Consider the following 17,104-nt stretch of genomic DNA (forward strand, 5'->3'; position numbering starts at 1 on the left):
GCCGCCTTGGAGGAGGGCTGAGGTGACCGAAACTTCGAAGAAGACGCAAGGCGACACGGCCACCCGCCGCCCGCGCGTCATGCCCGACGTGACCAAGGCAATGGCCTCAGACATCTTTTCCGGACGCTATCCGGCCGGCTCCTCCTTGCCGACCGAAAATGAACTCGGCGTCGAATACGGCGTCAGCCGCACCGTCATCCGCGAAGCCTTGAAGGTGCTGGCCGCCAAGGGGCTGGTATTGTCGCGGCCGCGGGTCGGCACCATTGTCTGCAACGAGGACGACTGGAACATCATCGACCCGCAGGTGCTGGCCTGGCACGCACCGCATGCGCTGGACGACAAGCTGTTCGACGCCATTCTCGAGACACGCCGGGCCATCGAACCGCTGGTCGCCGAATTGGCCGCCACGCGCGCGACGTTGCAGGAGATCGCCGACCTCGAAGCGGCCTGGCGCGGCATGGCGGCCGCAGGCGAGGACCTCGTCGCGTTTTCGCGCAGCGACATCGCCTTCCATCAGATCGTCTATGCAGCGAGCCACAACCCGATCTTTCGCCAGATCGGCAATCTGATCGACACCGGACTGAAATTCTCGCTGGAGGCGACGGCGGTGATTTCGCTCGACCGGCGCATGGAAGCAGTTGCGGCGCACCGCGAAGTGGTCGAGGCGCTGCGCATGCGTGACGCCGAGGCGGCACGTGGGGCGGCAAACAAGATCCTCGATCTCGCGGCGCGCGACCTCGTCAGCGCCAAGAAACTCAAGAGCAACTGAGACTGCGCATGAAAATCATCTCGCTCACCACCTACATCGTTCCGCCGCGCTGGCTGTTCCTGAAGATCGAAACCGATGCCGGCGTCACCGGCTGGGGTGAGCCGGTCGTCGAAGGCAGGGCGCTGACCGTCGAGGCGGCGGTCAAGGAGCTGGGTGACTACCTCATCGGCAAGGACCCCCGCCTGATCGAGGATCACTGGACGGTGATGCATCGCGGCGGCTTCTACCGTGGCGGGCCGATCCTGATGAGCGCCATTGCCGGCATTGACCAGGCGCTGTGGGACATCAAGGGCAAGGCGCTTGGCGTGCCCGTGCATGAACTGCTCGGCGGCAAATTGCGCGACACGATCAAGGTCTATTCCTGGATCGGCGGCGACCGTCCGGCGGAGGTCGTGGCGGGTGCCAGCGAAATGGTGGCGCGTGGCTTCCTGGCGCTCAAGATGAATGGCACCGAGGAACTGCAGATCGTCGACAGCCATGACAAGATCGATGCGGCAGTCGAGCGGGTCGCCATGGTGCGCGAGGCCGTCGGACCCAACATCGGCATTGCCGTCGACTTTCATGGCCGCGTGCATCGGCCGATGGCGCGCGCCCTGGTCAAGGAGCTTGAGCCGTACAGGCTGATGTTCATCGAGGAGCCGGTGCTCAGCGAAAACCGCGAGGCGCTGAAGGAGATCGCAGCCCTCGGCTCGACGCCGATCGCGCTCGGCGAGCGGCTCTACAGCCGCTGGGACTTCAAGTCGGTGTTCGAGGAAGGCGTCGTCGACATCATCCAGCCCGATTTGTCGCATGCGGGCGGCATCACCGAATGCCGCAAGATCGCGGCGATGGCGGAAGCCTATGACGTGGCGGTGGCGCCGCACTGCCCGCTCGGGCCGATCGCGCTTGCCGCATGCCTGCAGCTCGACGCTGTCAGCTACAACTGCTTCATCCAGGAACAGAGCCTCGGCATCCACTACAACGCCGCCAACGACCTGCTCGACTATGCCGCCAACAAGGATGTCTTCCGCTACGAGGATGGCTATGTCGCCATTCCCGACGGCCCGGGCCTCGGTGTCGAGATCGATGAGGACTATGTTAGGGAACGCGCCAAGGAAGGCCATCGCTGGCGCAATCCGATCTGGCGCCACAAGGACGGTTCCTTCGCCGAGTGGTGATGGCTTGAGCATTTGCGAGACTGCTGGCAATCTCCACGCACAGTTGGAGGAAAGAACGTGAAGCTCAAGATCCCCTATTTCGATAATATGGAGATCGAGTTTGATGATGATGACTACGACCCGGCCGATCAGCGAGCCGCCGCTGCCCTCAATACCTTCCTGACGCTCACATCCGACGATCGGTTAAAGGACAGCCGGCACGTCTATGCCTACTATCAGGATTTCCGGGAAACAGTAGGCGGAGAAGATTGGATGGACGAGGAAATGGGAGTGCCCGAAAAGCCCGAGGATATCTGGTCCTTTGTCCATCCCAATGTGCTTGGCATCTGGCCGGGCTACGACGATGACGCCAATCACTATGTTTTTCTGGAAGCCGAATGCGGCTGGGAGGAAGAGCACGGTCTGCTGCTGGTATGGCGCAACGGCGCGATGCTGAACAAGGCCGGCAGCTTCGATGGCCATGCGACGAACGCCAACGCCTTTGCCGACGATAGTTTGCGGGACATTGTCTATAAGGCATCCAACCCGGATTATACGACGCGGGCTCCAGAAAGCTGAGCAGCGCCATAAAGATGCCAATGACGCTCGATGGAAATGGCAATGCAGAACGCGCGGGCGATGCAGGCCTTTCGCGGGACATTGTCACGGGAAATTCGAAGCACGGCTGACAGGTTCATGCCGTCGCCAGCCTAGGTCTAGAGGGACTGTTTGGTGGAGCCAATCGGGATCGAACCGACGACCTCTTGAATGCCATTCAAGCGCTCTCCCAACTGAGCTATGGCCCCACTTCCGGCAGTCAACCGGCGCCGTTTCCGGCGAAGAGATCCGGCGCGGGTTGGAGACCGCGCCGTTAGTGCAGGCGGCTTCTAACCCCGCCTTTCGTCAATATCAAGCCTTCGAGAGCCGCTTTTTCTTCGCAGGCTACGAAAGCCTGCAAACGCCCGCTTTCAAGGCCGATCAGACCTCATCGTCATCGTCGCCGACGCCGATCATGTCGGCAACGTCGTCGTCTTCTTCCTCTTCGTCGGCAAGGAAAGTGTCATCCTCGTCGTCGCCGAGATCGACGTCGTCCTCGTCGTCGCCGAGATCCGGCAGGTCGTCGCCCTTGACGTCCTCGTCGGCCTCTTCGAGCGAGACGACCTCAACGCCTTCTTCTTCCTCGGCGTCCACTTCCTTCTCGGCCACTTCCTCTTCCTCCTCGAGAGCGGCAATCTTGCCTTCCTCGAAATAGGAACGCGGATAGGTCTTGCCAGTGTAGGGCGAGACGATCGGGTCCTTGTTCAGGTCGTAGAATTTTCGGCCCGTCTCCGGGTCGATACGTTTTGTGCCAAGTTCGGTTTTTGCCACGGCAAGCCTCGTCAATAAAAGAGTGGTCCCCTTAACCACAGTTTGCAGCGCTGTCAAAGCGAAAAGCCGGCGTCACAAAACCATGCATTGAAAGGCCTCGCGTCAGGGGATGACCACGGGGGATGACCATTTCGGCCCGCCGTGATACGAGACCGCCGCAACAAATGAAAAACGCCGGCCCGCCGGCATTTCGTCCAGGGAAATTCCATGTCTCACGCCGCCGCCCCAAAGTCGGCCACCGCCCGCAGATCATCAGCGCTTTCCGGCACGGCCCGCGTGCCGGGCGACAAGTCGATCTCGCACCGCTCCTTCATGTTCGGCGGCCTCGCCTCCGGCGAGACCCGCATCACCGGCCTGCTCGAAGGCGAGGACGTGATGCGCACGGGCGCTGCCATGAAGGCGATGGGCGCACATATAGAAAAACGCGGCGCGGAGTGGGTAATCCGCGGCACCGGCAACGGCGCGCTGCTGCAGCCGGAAGGCCCGCTCGATTTCGGCAATGCCGGCACCGGCTCGCGGCTCACCATGGGCCTGGTCGGCACCTATGACATGGAAACGACCTTTATCGGCGACGCCTCGCTGTCCGGCCGGCCGATGGGCCGGGTGCTCGAACCCTTGCGCCAGATGGGCGTGCAGGTGCTGAAGGCGACACCGGGCGACCGCATGCCGATCACGCTGCATGGGCCTAAGCATGCCGCACCGATCACCTACCGTGTGCCGATGGCATCGGCACAGGTCAAGTCGGCGGTGCTGCTCGCCGGTCTCAACACGCCGGGCATCACGACCGTCATCGAACCTGTCATGACGCGCGACCACACCGAAAAGATGCTGAAAGGCTTCGGCGCCAATCTCTCGGTCGAGACCGACGAGCGCGGCGTGCGCCACATCTTCATCGAGGGCCAGGGCAAGCTGACCGGCCAGACCATCGCAGTGCCGGGCGACCCGTCCTCGGCCGGTTTCCCGCTGGTGGCCGCACTGATCGTGCCGGGATCGGACATAACAATCGAAAACGTGCTGATGAACCCGACCCGCACCGGGCTTTTGCTGACGCTGCAGGAAATGGGCGGCAAGATCGACATCTTGAACCCGCGCAACGCCGGCGGCGAGGATGTCGCCGATCTGCGCGTGCGTTACTCCGAACTGAAGGGCGTCATTGTGCCGCCCGAGCGGGCGCCGTCGATGATTGACGAGTACCCCGTGCTTGCGGTCGCTGCCAGCTTCGCCGAGGGCGAAACGCTGATGCAGGGGCTGGAAGAGTTGCGGGTGAAAGAATCCGACCGGCTGTCGGCCGTCGCCAATGGGCTCAAGCTCAACGGCGTCGACTGCACCGAGGGCGAAGCTTCGCTTGCCGTGCGCGGCAAACCGGGCGGCAAGGGGCTGGGCGGCCATCCCAACGGCCAGGACACGACGGTGCAGACCCATCTCGACCACCGCATAGCCATGAGCTTTCTGGTGATGGGCCTGGCGACGGAAAAGCCGGTGACTATTGATGACCAAGCGATGATCGCGACCAGCTTTCCCGAGTTCATGGGGCTGATGACTGGGCTGGGCGCGGAGATCGGGTGACGTTCATGGCAATCGCTAGCGTTGGAGATTGCGCTCTAACAGAGATGTCGGCGGGACAGCACCTCCCTCTGTCCTGCCGGATATCTCCCCCGCCAGGGGGGATATCAGTCGTAATCGCGGCTCTCGCCAATAGTCAACGCAGCAGAATTGAGCGGAGCGCCAAAGCCGCCAATCTCCCCCCTTGCGGGGGAGATGTCCGGCAGGACAGAGGGGGGTGGGAAGGATCGCGGCGCTTGTCTTTTTCATCGCGCCTTTCGATCGCGGCGGCCAGCCAATGAGCATCCCCTTCACCATCGCCATCGACGGGCCCGCCGGCGCCGGCAAGGGCACCCTTGCCCGCCGGCTCGCCGACCATTACCGGCTGAACCTGCTCGACACCGGTCTCACCTATCGCGCCGTGGCCTATGCATTGCTCCAGCACGCGCTGCCGCTAGACAATGTCTCGGCGGCCGAAACCGCTGCCCGCCAGGTCGATCTGGCGAAGCTCGACCGGGCGGTTCTGTCGGCGCATGCGGTTGGCGAGGCGGCCTCGAAGGTCGCGGTGTTCCCGACCGTGCGACGCATCCTGGTCGAAAAGCAGCGCGACTTCGCCCAGACACCCCCCGGCGCTGTGCTTGACGGGCGCGACATCGGCACCGTCGTCTGCCCCGACGCCGACATCAAACTCTATGTGACAGCGAGCGCCGAGGTGCGGGCGCAGCGGCGGTTGGCCGAGATCGAGAGCATCGGCGGCACCGCTGACTTTACCGAAATCCTCGCCGATATCGTGCGCCGCGACGAGCGCGACATGGGCCGCGCCGACTCGCCGTTGAAGCCGGCCGCCGACGCGCACTTGCTTGATACCAGCGAAATGGCTATAGAAGCCGCGTTTCTTGCAGCCAAGGCGATCATCGACGACGTGCTGGCCAAGAGAGACAAAGCCTGATCCGGGTTTTTCCCTCGCGTTTCCGTTGTCGGAGGCGAAGAAGACACCCATATCGGGCACGAACCAGCCTGCCAGCATTCTTCATGCGCCGGAATTGCCGCTTAAAGAGCGGCCCAGGGCTTTTGTAGCCCGGAACGCCGGCAGGCTAACGCAACGCTAACCCACGGCGCCCGTCCCGCTTGAGATGCGGGACATTCCAGGAGAAACAATGTCAGCTGCAAATCCCACTCGCGATGATTTCGCGAGCCTGCTCGAAGAATCATTTACCACAGGCCATTCCGGCGAAGGCCAGGTCGTCAAGGGCACGATCACCGCGATCGAAAAGGACATGGCCATCATCGACGTCGGCCTCAAGGTCGAAGGCCGCGTGCCGCTGAAGGAATTCGGCGTCAAGGGCAAGGACACCACCCTCAAGGTCGGTGACACCGTCGAAGTCTATGTCGAGCGCATCGAAAACGCGCTTGGCGAAGCGATGCTTTCCCGTGAGAAGGCCCGCCGCGAAGAGAGCTGGGTCCGTCTCGAAGAGAAGTTCACCAAGGGTGAGCGCGTCGAAGGCGTCATCTTCAACCAGGTCAAGGGCGGCTTCACCGTCGACCTCGACGGCGCCGTGGCCTTCCTGCCGCGCAGCCAAGTCGATATCCGCCCGATCCGCGACGTCTCGCCGCTGATGCACAACCCGCAGCCCTTCGAGATCCTCAAGATGGATCGCCGCCGCGGCAACATCGTGGTGTCGCGCCGCACCGTGCTCGAGGAAAGCCGCGCCGAACAGCGTTCGGAAATCGTGCAGAACCTCGAAGAAGGCCAGGTTGTCGAAGGCGTCGTCAAGAACATCACCGATTACGGTGCGTTCGTCGACCTCGGCGGCATCGACGGCCTGCTGCATGTCACCGACATGGCATGGCGCCGCGTCAACCATCCGACCGAAATCCTCAACATCGGTCAGACGGTCAAGGTGCAGATCATCCGCATCAACCAGGAAACCCACCGTATCTCGCTCGGCATGAAGCAGCTCGAGAGCGATCCGTGGTCCGAGATCGGCACCAAGTTCCCGATCGGCAAGAAGATCAAGGGTACCGTCACCAACATCACCGACTACGGCGCATTCGTCGAGCTGGAGCCGGGCATCGAAGGTCTCATCCACGTTTCGGAAATGTCGTGGACGAAGAAGAACGTGCATCCCGGCAAGATCCTGTCGACGACCCAGGAAGTCGACGTTGTGGTGCTCGAGGTCGATCCGGCCAAGCGCCGCATCTCGCTCGGCCTCAAGCAGACGCTTGAGAATCCGTGGCAGGCTTTCGCCTCGAGCCATCCGGTCGGCAGCCAGGTCGAGGGCGAGGTCAAGAACAAGACCGAGTTCGGCCTGTTCATCGGCCTCGAAGGCGACGTGGACGGCATGGTGCACCTTTCCGACCTCGACTGGACGCGTCCGGGCGAGCAGGTCATCGAAGAGTACAATCGCGGCGACATGGTCAAGGCGCAGGTGCTCGACGTCGACATCGACAAGGAGCGCATCTCGCTCGGCATCAAGCAGCTGGCCAAGGATACGGTCGGCGAAGCGGCGACTTCAGGCGAACTGCGCAAGAACGCGGTCGTCACCTGTGAAGTCATCGGCGTGAAGGATGGCGGTCTGGAAGTGCGGCTGGTCGACAGCGGCATCGAAACCTTCATCAAGCGCTCCGATCTGAGCCGCGATCGCGACGAGCAGCGCCCCGAGCGCTTCACCGTCGGCCAGAAGGTCGACGCCCGCGTCATCGCCTTCGACAAGAAGACCCGCAAGCTGCAGGTCTCGATCAAGGCGCTGGAAATCGCAGAAGAGAAGGAAGCCGTCGCTCAGTACGGCTCGACCGACTCCGGCGCTTCGCTGGGCGACATCCTGGGTGCCGCGCTGAAGAAGCAGGGCAGCTAAGCCCCTTCGCACAGGCTCGAAAACAAAACCCCGCCGGAGCGATCCGGCGGGGTTTTTCTTGACCGACGTGAAAGGTCGGAAGGTTACGCCCGGCCATAAAGCGGCACCAGCGTGCCGCTCATCGCCTGATTGGCCGGCGAGGCAAGGTAGGCGATGGCTTCGGCGGCGGCTTCGAGGCTAACCCATCTGGTGACATCGGCATCCGGCATATCGGCGCGGTTTGCCGGCGTGTCGAGCGTCGACGGAGCCACGGCATTGACCAGGATGCCCCTGTGCTTCAGCTCCTCGGCCATCGCCACCGTCATCGCTGCCACCGCCGCCTTGCTGGCCGCGTAGGCGACCGAGCCCGCGCCCTTGCGCGGCTCCAATGCCGCCCGTGCAGCGATATTGACGATGCGGCCTGCCGTGTCTGACGCCAGCATCGAGCGCACCGCCGCACGACAGCACAGGAAGGCGGTGCGTGCATTGGTGTCCATCATCTCGGCAAAGGACGCCGACTCGATCTTCTCCACCGGCGCCCCGGTGAAGCCACCGGCCAGGTGGATCGAGCCCCACAGGCCTGGAACCTGACTGTAGAAGGCCTCGACCTTGGCGGAGTCCGAGAGATCGACATTGTGCACCAGCTTGACACGGTCATGCGCGGTGAAAGGGAAATGTGCTGGTGCGGCGGCATGGGCATTGGGCACATGGCAGATCGCGCCGTCACTCAGCAGTTTGCCGACAACCGCACCGCCGAGTGCACCGGTTCCGCCGGTCACGACGATATGCTTGCCTTCAAGGGTTTCCGTCATCTTGGCCGCTCCTGTCATTTTTTTATCGTTAGGTCGTTTCTTCTGCCGCGCCGACGCGAAGCGTCGCGCCTTTCGCGCCATCACTCAACTGCAATCTCGACATGGCAGTTGTCGCGTCTTTGCATGCGTCCGCCCACCGGTCAGCCGTGGGATCATGCCGGCCGAGACGGGAAGCACGCGCCGCCGATGTTCAGTCAACCGTGATTTCGATGACGCGCGGCAGTCCGGTTGCCCGGGCGCGTTTCAGCGCGTCCGCCAGAGCGTCGATATCGGTAAGCCGTTCGGCGCCGATGCCATAGGCCTCAGCCAGCTTGCAGAAATCCGGCGGCGCCGGCGACACGCCGACTGGCTCGACGCCGACATCGAGCATCGAGGTTTCGATCTCGCGATAGCCGCGATTGTTCCAGACGACGAAGATGACGGGCACCCGGGCATCGAGCGCAGCGCCCAGTTCCGGCAGCGTGAACTGAAAGCCGCCGTCACCCGTGAGGCAGACGACCGGCGCCTCGGGCACCGCAAGAGCTGCGCCGATCGCCGCCGGCGGGCCATAGCCGAGCGCCCCGAATCCAGTGGCGGCATTGAACCAGCCGCCTGGCCGGTCATGGTCATAATAGAGGTTGGCGGCATAGATCGGCTGCGTCGAATCCCCGACGATGAACGCGCCCGGCAAAGCGTCGCGGATCATCTCGACGGCGCGCACCTGCCCCCGCAGGGTCGGACTGAGTTCGGCAAAGGCCGCTTCCCGCGTGGCGGCGGCACGCGACGAGCCGCCCCCGCTTGCCGGGACATGGCTGATTTGCGGGAGCAGCGCTTCGAGCGCCTCGGCGCAATCGGCCTGGATCGAAACCGTCGCCGGGCGGCGGGCAAGCTGGTCCGCGCCGATATCGATGCGGATCAGATTGGCGGGCAGGACGAAGCCGCCATCGCTGTAGCCGTCATAGTCGGTCGGGCCGAATTCGGTGCCGGCGGCAATGACAAGGTCGGCGCCGGCCATCAGCGCCCGCACTGCCTTCAGGCTGGGGCTGGCCGGCACGCAAAGCGGATGCCCATGCAGCAGGCCGCGCGCATTGGCGGTCTGGACGACCGGCGCTCCCAGCCGTTCGGCCAGACGCCGCAACGGCGCTTCGGCACGTTTGGCGCCGCCGCCAACCAGGATCAGCGGGCGGCGCGCGGCGGTGACGAGTTTGGCTGCGCTGGCAATTGCGGCACCATCCGGCGCGGGCGGCGCTGCATTGCTCAGCATGGCGGCGATGCTGTTCGCCGGCTTGACCATGACGTCGGTCGGGATTTCGATATGCACCGGGCCGGGCCGGGCCGACGAAAACAGGGCGAAGGCCTGCGCCAGGGCACCGGGCAATTCGCTGGCCTCGGTAACGCGCTGCGAAAACAGCGCCACTTTCTCCATCATGCCCCGCTGGTCCGGCAACTCGTGCAGATGGCCCAGGCCCTTGCCCAGCGTCGGCATGGCGTTGACGCCTGAGATAACCAGCATCGGCACTGAATCGGCACGCGCCTGTCCCATGGCGGTGATGGTGTTGGTGAGCCCCGGTCCGGTGATGACGAAGGCGACACCCGGCCTGCCGCTGGCGCGCGCATAGCCATCGGCCATGAAGCCGGCGCCCTGTTCGTGACGCGGCGTGACATGGCGGATCTTCGAGCGCGCCAGTCCCCGGTAGAGTTCGACCGTGTGCACACCGGGAATGCCGAAGACCGTGTCGACGCCATGGGCTTCGAGCAGCGAAATGAGCGCCTCGCCGACAGTCGTCCCAATGTTGGTCCCAGTGGTGGTTCCGATGGTGGTCCCAGTGGTGGTTCCGATGGTGGTCCCAGTGGTGGTCATTGGCGCAGCACCGGGCGCGTCAGGCAGGTCGGGCCGCCCTCGCAGGCGATGCAGAGCGCATCCGCCTCGAACGTGGAGACCGCGCAGCCGGCCGCCTGCATGGCTGCCGCTGTCCTGGGAAAACCGGCAACGGCAATGACCTGGCGCGGCGCGGTCGGCAGCACGTTGAGACTGAGCCCGTTGGAAGCGAAGAACTCGTCGGCATCACCCTCGACCAGCTTGATGCCGCGCGCCCGCAGCATCTGGTAGAAGGCGGCCGGCAGCAAGGGCGCATAGACCAGCGCCAGATCGTCGGCGAGCGGACTGATCACCGACATCAGGTGCAGGCAGGCTTCCTCGCCGTGCCAAAGCGGCAGGTCGAAGCCAAAAACCGAAATGCCCTTGGGCGAAAGCAGGTTCGAAAGCTGCTGGATGCCGTCCTGGTTGGTGCGCACGCCACGGCCGATGGCCAGCGTGGTTGCATCGACCCAGACGCAGTCGCCGCCTTCCACCTGGCCCGGATCATCGATGCGCCCGAGAATGGGAATGCCCATGCGCTCATAGGCTGCCTCATGCAGGCCGGGCTCGACCCGGCGCAACGCTTTGCCCATGGCAAGAATGATCGCGCCATGATCGGTCATCAGCGACGGATCATGGGTGAAGACGGAATCGGCCAGCCCGTCATCGGCATCCGTCAACCATTCGATCTCGGCGCCGGAAGCCGCGACCATGCTGGTCAACTGCTGATGCTGGGCTGCGGCCTTTTGTGGATCGAAACCCGAACCATAGTGCCATTCCTGTGCCCTGGCATGGCGCATGGCGCTGGCGGCGGACCGCATCAGAACGCGTTTCAGGGGTCCGGCCATGGACTGCGACCCGTATGATTTGCCCACTCAATTCTCCCGAAACGTCCGTTGCCGCCACTAACCACTACAGCAGGCTGTGATCAATAGTCCAAAAACCATGGTTGACGGAGGCAAGCGGAACGGTCCATCCTGAGAATGGGAACTCTGTCAGTGACGGGTAATGGGTAAAAAATACCAGCAGCGACCGACTCTACCGCTCCGCGGAGCGTCGAAGGGATGACGGCTACTAGCGCCGCATCCGGGATGATAGCGCAAGGCGCAGCACCCGCATTGAAACACACGGCGCAGGACGGCGCCGCCGAAGCCATCCATGTCGAGAACCTGCACAAGAGGTTCGGCGAGTTGCATGTGCTGAAGGGCGTCTCGCTGTCGGCGCGCGATGGCGAGGTCATTGCCATCATCGGCGGCTCCGGCTCAGGCAAGTCGACGCTGCTGCGCTGCATCAACTGCCTGGAAAATCCGACCAGCGGCATCATCCGCGTCAATGGCGAGGAGATCAAGCTCAAGGCCGACAGCCACGGCCACACGGTTCCGGCCGACCGCAAGCAGATCGAGCGCATCCGTTCCAAGCTCGGCATGGTGTTCCAGAACTTCAACCTATGGAGCCACATGACGCTGATCGAAAACGTCATCGAGGTTCCGGTGCATGTGCTTGGCGTCAAGCGCGATGTGGCGATCGCAGAGGCCGAAAAGCTGCTCGCCCGCGTCGGGCTGGCCGAAAAGCGCGACGTCTATCCGGCCTATCTGTCGGGTGGCCAGCAGCAGCGCGCCGCGATCGCCCGTGCGCTCGCCATCAATCCGCGCGTCATGCTGTTCGATGAGCCGACCTCGGCGCTCGACCCTGAGCTGGTCGGAGAGGTACTGAAGGTGATCGGCGACTTGGCGCGCGAAGGCCGCACCATGGTGCTGGTCACCCATGAGATGAAGTTTGCCCGCGAGGTCGCGACCCATGTCGTCTACCTCTACAACGGGCTGGTCGAGGAAGAGGGGCCGCCGGAGCAAATCTTCGGTGCACCGAAATCCGAAAGGCTGAAGCAGTTCATCCGCAACATCGGCTAGGAAAGCCGGGACGGAAGAAAACCGGGAACCAACAACAGACTGGGAGTCATGAAATGAAGACTGTTCTGAAGACATTCGCCGCAGCGCTGCTGCTCGGCGTCGCCGCCATGGGCGTGGCCAAGGCCGATCCGGTCAAGATCGGTGTCGCCGCCGAGCCCTATCCGCCCTTCACCTCGCCGGATGCATCGGGCAAGTGGGTCGGCTGGGAAATCGAGTTCATCGACGCCGTCTGCGCCGAAGAGAAGCTCGACTGCGTCATCACGCCCGTTGCCTGGGACGGCATCATTCCGGCGCTGACGACCAAGAAGATCGACCTCATCGTCTCCTCGATGTCGATCACCGCCGAACGCGAGAAGACGATCGACTTCTCGGACAAGTACTATAACACCCCGACCGCGATCATCGGCCCGAAGGACCAGAAATTCGGCTCCACGCCGGAAGACCTCAAGGGCAAAGTGGTCGGCGTGCAGGTTTCGACGGTGCATGCCGTCTACGCCAAGAAGCACTTTGGCAGCACCGCTTCCGAGATCAAGGAATACCAGACCCAGGACGAAGCCAACAACGATCTTGCGGCCGGCCGCCTCGACGCGGTGCAGGCCGATTCCATCGCGCTTGGCGAATTCCTCAAATCGGACCAGGGCAAAGCCTGCTGCGATCTGAAGGGCATGGTGGCTCCGGACGATGAAGTGCTCGGACCGGGCGTCGGTGCCGGCGTGCGCAAGGAAGACACCGAGTTGAAGGACAAGATCAACGCCGGCATCAAGGCGATCCGCGCCAACGGCAAATACGACGAGATATCGAAGAAGTACTTCGATTTTGACATTTACGGCGGCGGCGGCGCGCAGTCGAACTGACAATCCTCGCATGCGCCGAGGGGCATGGCGTCACCGCCATGCCCCTCCTGCCCGATCTTTCCCAGGCATGTTTGCCGCCGACGTAGCCGTCGGCGGTTAGAGCCAGCACTTCGGGGGCAACGCTGATCGACGCACTTCTTTCGGCCTCCGCGGCCGGCATCACCGAACTTCTCTCGCCCTACCCGCCGGGCTGGGGCGGGACTCTTTTGGTTGGACTGCTCCATTCGATCGAGATCGCGCTGGGCGCTACATGCCTCGGTCTCTTGATCGGCACCGGCGGTGCCTATGGCAAGCTCTATGGCGGTCCGGTGGTGCGCGATCTGCTGGCGGTCTACACCACCATCGTGCGCGCCGTGCCCGAACTGGTGCTGATCCTGCTGCTCTATTATGCCGGTACCGACCTGATCAATCAGGCGCTGACGGCCATGGGCTATCAGCGCGTCGACGTCAGCGGCCTCGCCGCCGGCATCGCCGTGCTCGGCTTTGTCCAGGGCGCCTATTCGACCGAGGTGATACGCGGCGCGATCCTGGCCATTCCGCAGGGCCAAATTGAAGCCGCTCGCGCCTATGGAATGTCTCCCGGCCTGCTTTTGCGGCGCATCACCTTGCCGGCAATGCTGCCCTTCGCCATACCGGGCCTCGCCAATCTCTGGCTGATCGCCACCAAGGACACCGCGCTGCTGGCGGTCGTCGGTTTCTACGAACTGGCGCTGGCAACGCGGCAGGCCGCGGGCGTCACAAAGGCCTATTTCACCTTCTTTTTCGCCGCGGGCGTGCTCTATCTGCTGTTGTCACTGTTCTCGAACCTCCTCATCGGCCGGGTCGAGGCCTGGTCGCGGCGTGGCATGCCTTCGCTGAAGGAGGCGCGCTGATGGCTAACGAGGCGGCCATCATCAACGTCGTCGCGCGAACGTCGCTGTGGCTGCAGCCGCACCGCATCGTGCTGATCCTGATCGCACTCGGCCTGGTTCTGTCGGCGGCCTTTTTCATGCGCTGGGACTGGCTGCCGCAATATTATGAAATGGGCTTGATTGGCATCTGGCGCTCGCTGTGGATCCTGGCTGTCACCTGTGTGCTGGGCTTCCTGCTCGCCGTGCCGCTCGGGCTGGCGCAGGCCACAGGCTCCTTCTGGTTCGCCGCGCCCGCCAAGGTGTTCTGCACGGTGATCCGGGGCACGCCGCTGCTGATCCAGCTGTGGCTGCTCTATTACGGCCTGGGTTCGCTGTTCCCGCAATATCCGTGGATCCGTGGATCCTGGATGTGGCCGTATCTGCGGCAAGCATGGCCCTATGGCGTGCTGGCGTTGACCTTGTCTTTCGCCGGTTACGAAGGTGAAGTGATGCGCGGCGCCTTTGCCGGCGTGCCGAAGGGGCAACTCGAAGCCGCCCGAGCCTTCGGCATGAGCCGCTGGAAGGCATTCCGGCGCATCTGGCTGCCACAAGCCATCTACCGTGCGCTGCCGACGCTGACCGGCGAGACCGTGCTGCAATTGAAGTCGACACCGCTGGTGGCGACGATCAGCGTCATCGACATCTTCGCCGTTTCGTCCAAGGTGCGGCAGGATACCTACCTCACCTACGAACCCTTGCTGCTGCTGGCGCTGATCTACATGACGATCACCGGTATTCTGGTCTTCGCCTTCAGCAAGATCGAAGCGCGCATCCCGAACAAGATCGGCTAGTGAGTTAGCGAATAGCGAATAGTAAGCACTCGATATTTCCGCTATTTCCGCTACTCGCTGTTCGCTATTCGCCCAGGAACTCATTGTGATGCAACTCAGTCTCGACCAGGCAAAAGGACTGTGCCGGATGGCGGCACTTGGCGCCGGCGCCAATGAGGAAGCGGCACAATCGCTCACCGCTTCGATCATCGCCGCCGAGTCGGAAGGGCTTTCCTCCGTCGGGTTTTCGCATTTCATCGATTACCTCGAGGCGCTGGAAGCCGGACGCATCGACGGCAACGCAGATCCGGTGATCACCCGGCCGGCGTTGGCGATCTACCTCTCCGATGCGCGCGGCGGGCTGGCGCATACCGGCTTCGACCGCACCATCGACGACCTCGCCAAGGCGGCAAGACTGTTCGGCGTCGCCATCTTCTCGCAGAAAAACGCCTATACGTGCGGCGCGCTCGGCTATTTCACCGGCCGGCTGGCAGCACAAGGGCTGGTGTCGTTCGCCGCCACCAATGGGCCGGCCGTGCTTGCTGGCTCGGGCTCCGTCAAGCCGGTCTACTGCACCAACCCGATGTCGTTCGCCGCGCCCGCTGCCGACGGCGCGCCGCTGGTCATCGACCAGTCGTCCAGCGCCACCGCTTTCGTCAATATCCGCAAGGCGGCCGAGGACGGCAAGACAATCCCCGAAGGCTGGGCGCTGGACGCCAGCGGCAACCCGACCACCGATCCTGCCGCCGCCATGAAGGGTGCCATGCTTGCCTTCGGCGGCCAGCGCGGCGCCAACATCGCGCTGATGGTCGAAGTGCTGGCGGCGGGCCTGTCAGGTGCCAACTGGTCGCTCGACGCGCCGTGGTTCAGCGGCGGACCGGACAGCCCCGGCACGGGGCTGTTCGTGCTTGCAGTCGAGCCCAAGCTGCTCGATCCGGATTTCGAGCAGCGGATGAAGGACCAGCTCGACCGGCTGCGGCGGCGCTTCGGCGTGCATGTGCCCGGCCGTGCCCGCGCCGAAGCCGCCGAGAAGGCGCAAGCGCGGGGCATCACCGCGTCCAAGGCCGTAGTGCAGCGCATCTCCGAATTCGCCGCCCGCTATTCTTCCTGAATAAACCGTTAGACATCAGATAGTTATCTCAGATCTGCCCGTCTGAGGCGCGGCGCGGCGCGATTTTCTTTGCGCGCCGCTGAACCTTTCCGCGCCCTGCTGCGACCCACCTTTGTCCAGGGCAAGGCGAGCTTGCCCGATCCACACCGAGGGAAGCAGCAAACCGAAAAGCGAAGCCTGTTTCACGCAAAGGATCATCCTTTGCGCCTCGGAAAACTCAACCCAAATCAAAAGGAAATTGTCATGACCAACACCAAGATCACCATGCTGACCGCCGTCCTTCTTCTTGGCTCGTTCATGGGCGCCACGCAGGCAGCCAGCCTGAAGGCCGCGCCGGTCAAGCCGTCCAGCCCTGGCGTCATCACCGCCCCGAACGGCGGCGCCACCGAGGATCATTACTGCAAGAACGGCCATGCAAAATTCGCCAACTGCAGCGCCGATTTTGTCGCGGCCTGCAAGAAGGTCGGCGGCACCATGTCGGATGTTCAGGGCTGGGGTGGGCGTACTTGCTTCACGCCCTCCTGATACCGTCTCAGGTCAGGCCGCTCCGTCGGCCCCTGACTTCGCATGGATGTCACCCGGAAAACCCCGCTTCGGCGGGGTTTTCTGCGTTTCGCCTGCGCAATGCTGAAACTTTCTTATTTAGGTCAACTTTTGTTTATTTGACTTCATCCGACCTGATCGGCCGTTTGCGCTGATTGAGCAAACAGAGGAGCCATAATGTCGGCAAGCACGGACAATCCCCGCAACAGCCTTGTCATCCCAGCCCTTGGCAGGTTTTGCGCAGCCTTGCACGATGGCGCGGAAACCGTTCTTCGAGTCGTTGCCGGTGCATTTCTCGCCATCCATGGCTCGCAGAAGATCACCAATCCTTTCGGCGCCGCCGAGATGGTCGAAGGCCTCGGCTTTTATCCGGGCGCCTTATGGTCGTTGCTTCTGGCCTGCACCGAATTCTTCGGCGGCATTTTCATCGCCATCGGGTTTTTGACGCGGCCGGCCGCCTTTGCCGGCCTGTTCGTGCTGCTGGTCACGGTCTGGTTCCACTGGGTGACCATGGACCAGGGTTTTTCGGGCGCTGAAAAGTCGCTGCTGTGGGCGGCGATCCTGCTGTTCTGCGTCATTCGCGGCGGCAACCGCCATTCGGTCGACGCCCGCATCGGCAAGGCGTTCTGACAAGGTTGGAATTGCTCTGAAAACAAGGGCGGCAGCGACGACGCGTCACCCTTTGCCTTTGGCGCGAAACCGATTATGAAACGGCTTCAGCCAAGCTTGCG

17 protein-coding genes and 1 tRNA gene are annotated in these 17,104 nt (G+C 63.3%); 13 read left to right on the plus strand and 5 right to left on the minus strand.

The window, feature by feature from the left end; genetic code table 11:
- Positions 1-22 precede the first annotated feature (22 nt).
- From NKI73_RS07375 to NKI73_RS07385, 3 genes are read left to right on the plus strand one after another with little or no spacing between them, the layout of a single operon-like run.
- Entirely contained in the window at positions 23-769 is a 747-nt protein-coding gene (locus NKI73_RS07375) for a FadR/GntR family transcriptional regulator (protein WP_352628210.1), read from the plus strand.
- A gap of 8 nt (positions 770-777) precedes the next feature.
- Entirely contained in the window at positions 778-1,926 is a 1,149-nt protein-coding gene (gene dgoD / locus NKI73_RS07380) for a galactonate dehydratase (RefSeq protein WP_352628211.1), read from the plus strand.
- Positions 1,927-1,983: 57 nt separating this feature from the next.
- A complete protein-coding gene (locus tag NKI73_RS07385) occupies positions 1,984-2,484 on the plus strand; it encodes a DUF6985 domain-containing protein (RefSeq protein WP_352628212.1) in 501 nt (166 codons plus the stop codon).
- Between the two features lie 151 nt (positions 2,485-2,635).
- On the opposite strand, the gene NKI73_RS07390 is transcribed toward NKI73_RS07385, so the two are convergent.
- Together NKI73_RS07390 and NKI73_RS07395 are read right to left on the minus strand one after the other, a co-directional pair.
- Positions 2,636-2,711, minus strand: a tRNA-Ala gene (locus NKI73_RS07390).
- A gap of 172 nt (positions 2,712-2,883) precedes the next feature.
- Positions 2,884-3,273, minus strand: a complete 390-nt coding sequence (locus NKI73_RS07395) for a TIGR02300 family protein (RefSeq protein WP_013528180.1) — start codon at positions 3,271-3,273, stop codon at positions 2,884-2,886.
- 207 nt (positions 3,274-3,480) lie between these two features.
- Between NKI73_RS07395 and aroA the strand changes: the two genes are divergently transcribed.
- The 3 genes from aroA (at position 3,481) to rpsA (ending at position 7,670) form a co-directional block, all read left to right on the plus strand.
- On the plus strand, positions 3,481-4,839 hold the full coding sequence (gene aroA, locus NKI73_RS07400; protein WP_352628213.1) for a 3-phosphoshikimate 1-carboxyvinyltransferase: 1,359 nt from the start codon (positions 3,481-3,483) through the stop codon (positions 4,837-4,839).
- Between the two features lie 274 nt (positions 4,840-5,113).
- Positions 5,114-5,764, plus strand: coding sequence for a (d)CMP kinase (gene cmk / locus NKI73_RS07405; RefSeq protein ID WP_352628360.1), 651 nt, complete (start codon positions 5,114-5,116; stop codon positions 5,762-5,764).
- Positions 5,765-5,972: 208 nt separating this feature from the next.
- Positions 5,973-7,670: a 30S ribosomal protein S1 gene (gene rpsA / locus NKI73_RS07410; protein ID WP_013528183.1), complete on the plus strand. Its 1,698-nt coding sequence runs from the start codon at positions 5,973-5,975 to the stop codon at positions 7,668-7,670.
- Positions 7,671-7,753: 83 nt separating this feature from the next.
- Here rpsA and NKI73_RS07415 read toward each other — a convergent pair whose 3' ends face one another.
- The 3 genes from NKI73_RS07415 to NKI73_RS07425 all read right to left on the minus strand — a co-directional run bounded on the left by NKI73_RS07415 (position 7,754) and on the right by NKI73_RS07425 (position 11,146).
- Complete coding sequence (locus NKI73_RS07415) at positions 7,754-8,461, minus strand: SDR family NAD(P)-dependent oxidoreductase (protein WP_352628214.1); 708 nt, start codon at positions 8,459-8,461, stop codon at positions 7,754-7,756.
- Between the two features lie 190 nt (positions 8,462-8,651).
- Complete coding sequence (locus NKI73_RS07420; protein WP_352628215.1) at positions 8,652-10,301, minus strand: 5-guanidino-2-oxopentanoate decarboxylase; 1,650 nt, start codon at positions 10,299-10,301, stop codon at positions 8,652-8,654.
- The gene (locus NKI73_RS07425; RefSeq protein WP_352628362.1) at positions 10,298-11,146 is read right to left on the minus strand and encodes a dimethylarginine dimethylaminohydrolase family protein; all 849 of its coding nucleotides are present in this window, start codon (positions 11,144-11,146) and stop codon (positions 10,298-10,300) included. Before NKI73_RS07425 ends, NKI73_RS07420 begins: the two co-directional genes overlap by 4 nt.
- 243 nt (positions 11,147-11,389) lie before the next feature.
- On the opposite strand from NKI73_RS07425, the gene NKI73_RS07430 reads away from it, so the two are divergent.
- The 7 genes from NKI73_RS07430 (at position 11,390) to NKI73_RS07460 (ending at position 17,003) form a co-directional block, all read left to right on the plus strand.
- Complete coding sequence (locus NKI73_RS07430) at positions 11,390-12,205, plus strand: ABC transporter ATP-binding protein (protein WP_352628364.1); 816 nt, start codon at positions 11,390-11,392, stop codon at positions 12,203-12,205.
- A 53-nt stretch (positions 12,206-12,258) separates the two neighbouring features.
- On the plus strand, positions 12,259-13,059 hold the full coding sequence (locus NKI73_RS07435) for a transporter substrate-binding domain-containing protein (protein ID WP_352628216.1): 801 nt from the start codon (positions 12,259-12,261) through the stop codon (positions 13,057-13,059).
- 158 nt (positions 13,060-13,217) lie between these two features.
- A complete protein-coding gene (locus NKI73_RS07440; RefSeq protein ID WP_352628365.1) occupies positions 13,218-13,931 on the plus strand; it encodes an ABC transporter permease in 714 nt (237 codons plus the stop codon).
- On the plus strand, positions 13,931-14,740 hold the full coding sequence (locus NKI73_RS07445; protein WP_352628217.1) for an ABC transporter permease: 810 nt from the start codon (positions 13,931-13,933) through the stop codon (positions 14,738-14,740). Before NKI73_RS07440 ends, NKI73_RS07445 begins: the two co-directional genes overlap by 1 nt.
- Before the next feature lie 88 nt (positions 14,741-14,828).
- Positions 14,829-15,830, plus strand: coding sequence for an Ldh family oxidoreductase (locus NKI73_RS07450; protein WP_352628218.1), 1,002 nt, complete (start codon positions 14,829-14,831; stop codon positions 15,828-15,830).
- Positions 15,831-15,899: 69 nt separating this feature from the next.
- Entirely contained in the window at positions 15,900-16,355 is a 456-nt protein-coding gene (locus NKI73_RS07455) for a hypothetical protein (protein WP_352628220.1), read from the plus strand.
- A gap of 195 nt (positions 16,356-16,550) precedes the next feature.
- Positions 16,551-17,003 carry a DoxX family protein gene (locus NKI73_RS07460; protein WP_352628221.1) on the plus strand — a complete coding sequence of 151 codons (453 nt, stop codon included), beginning with the start codon at positions 16,551-16,553 and terminating at the stop codon, positions 17,001-17,003.
- The last annotated feature ends 101 nt before the right edge of the window (positions 17,004-17,104 follow it).

The organism is Mesorhizobium sp. M0496, assembly GCF_040321205.1.
In the GTDB taxonomy this organism is placed as follows: Bacteria; Pseudomonadota; Alphaproteobacteria; order Rhizobiales; family Rhizobiaceae; genus Mesorhizobium.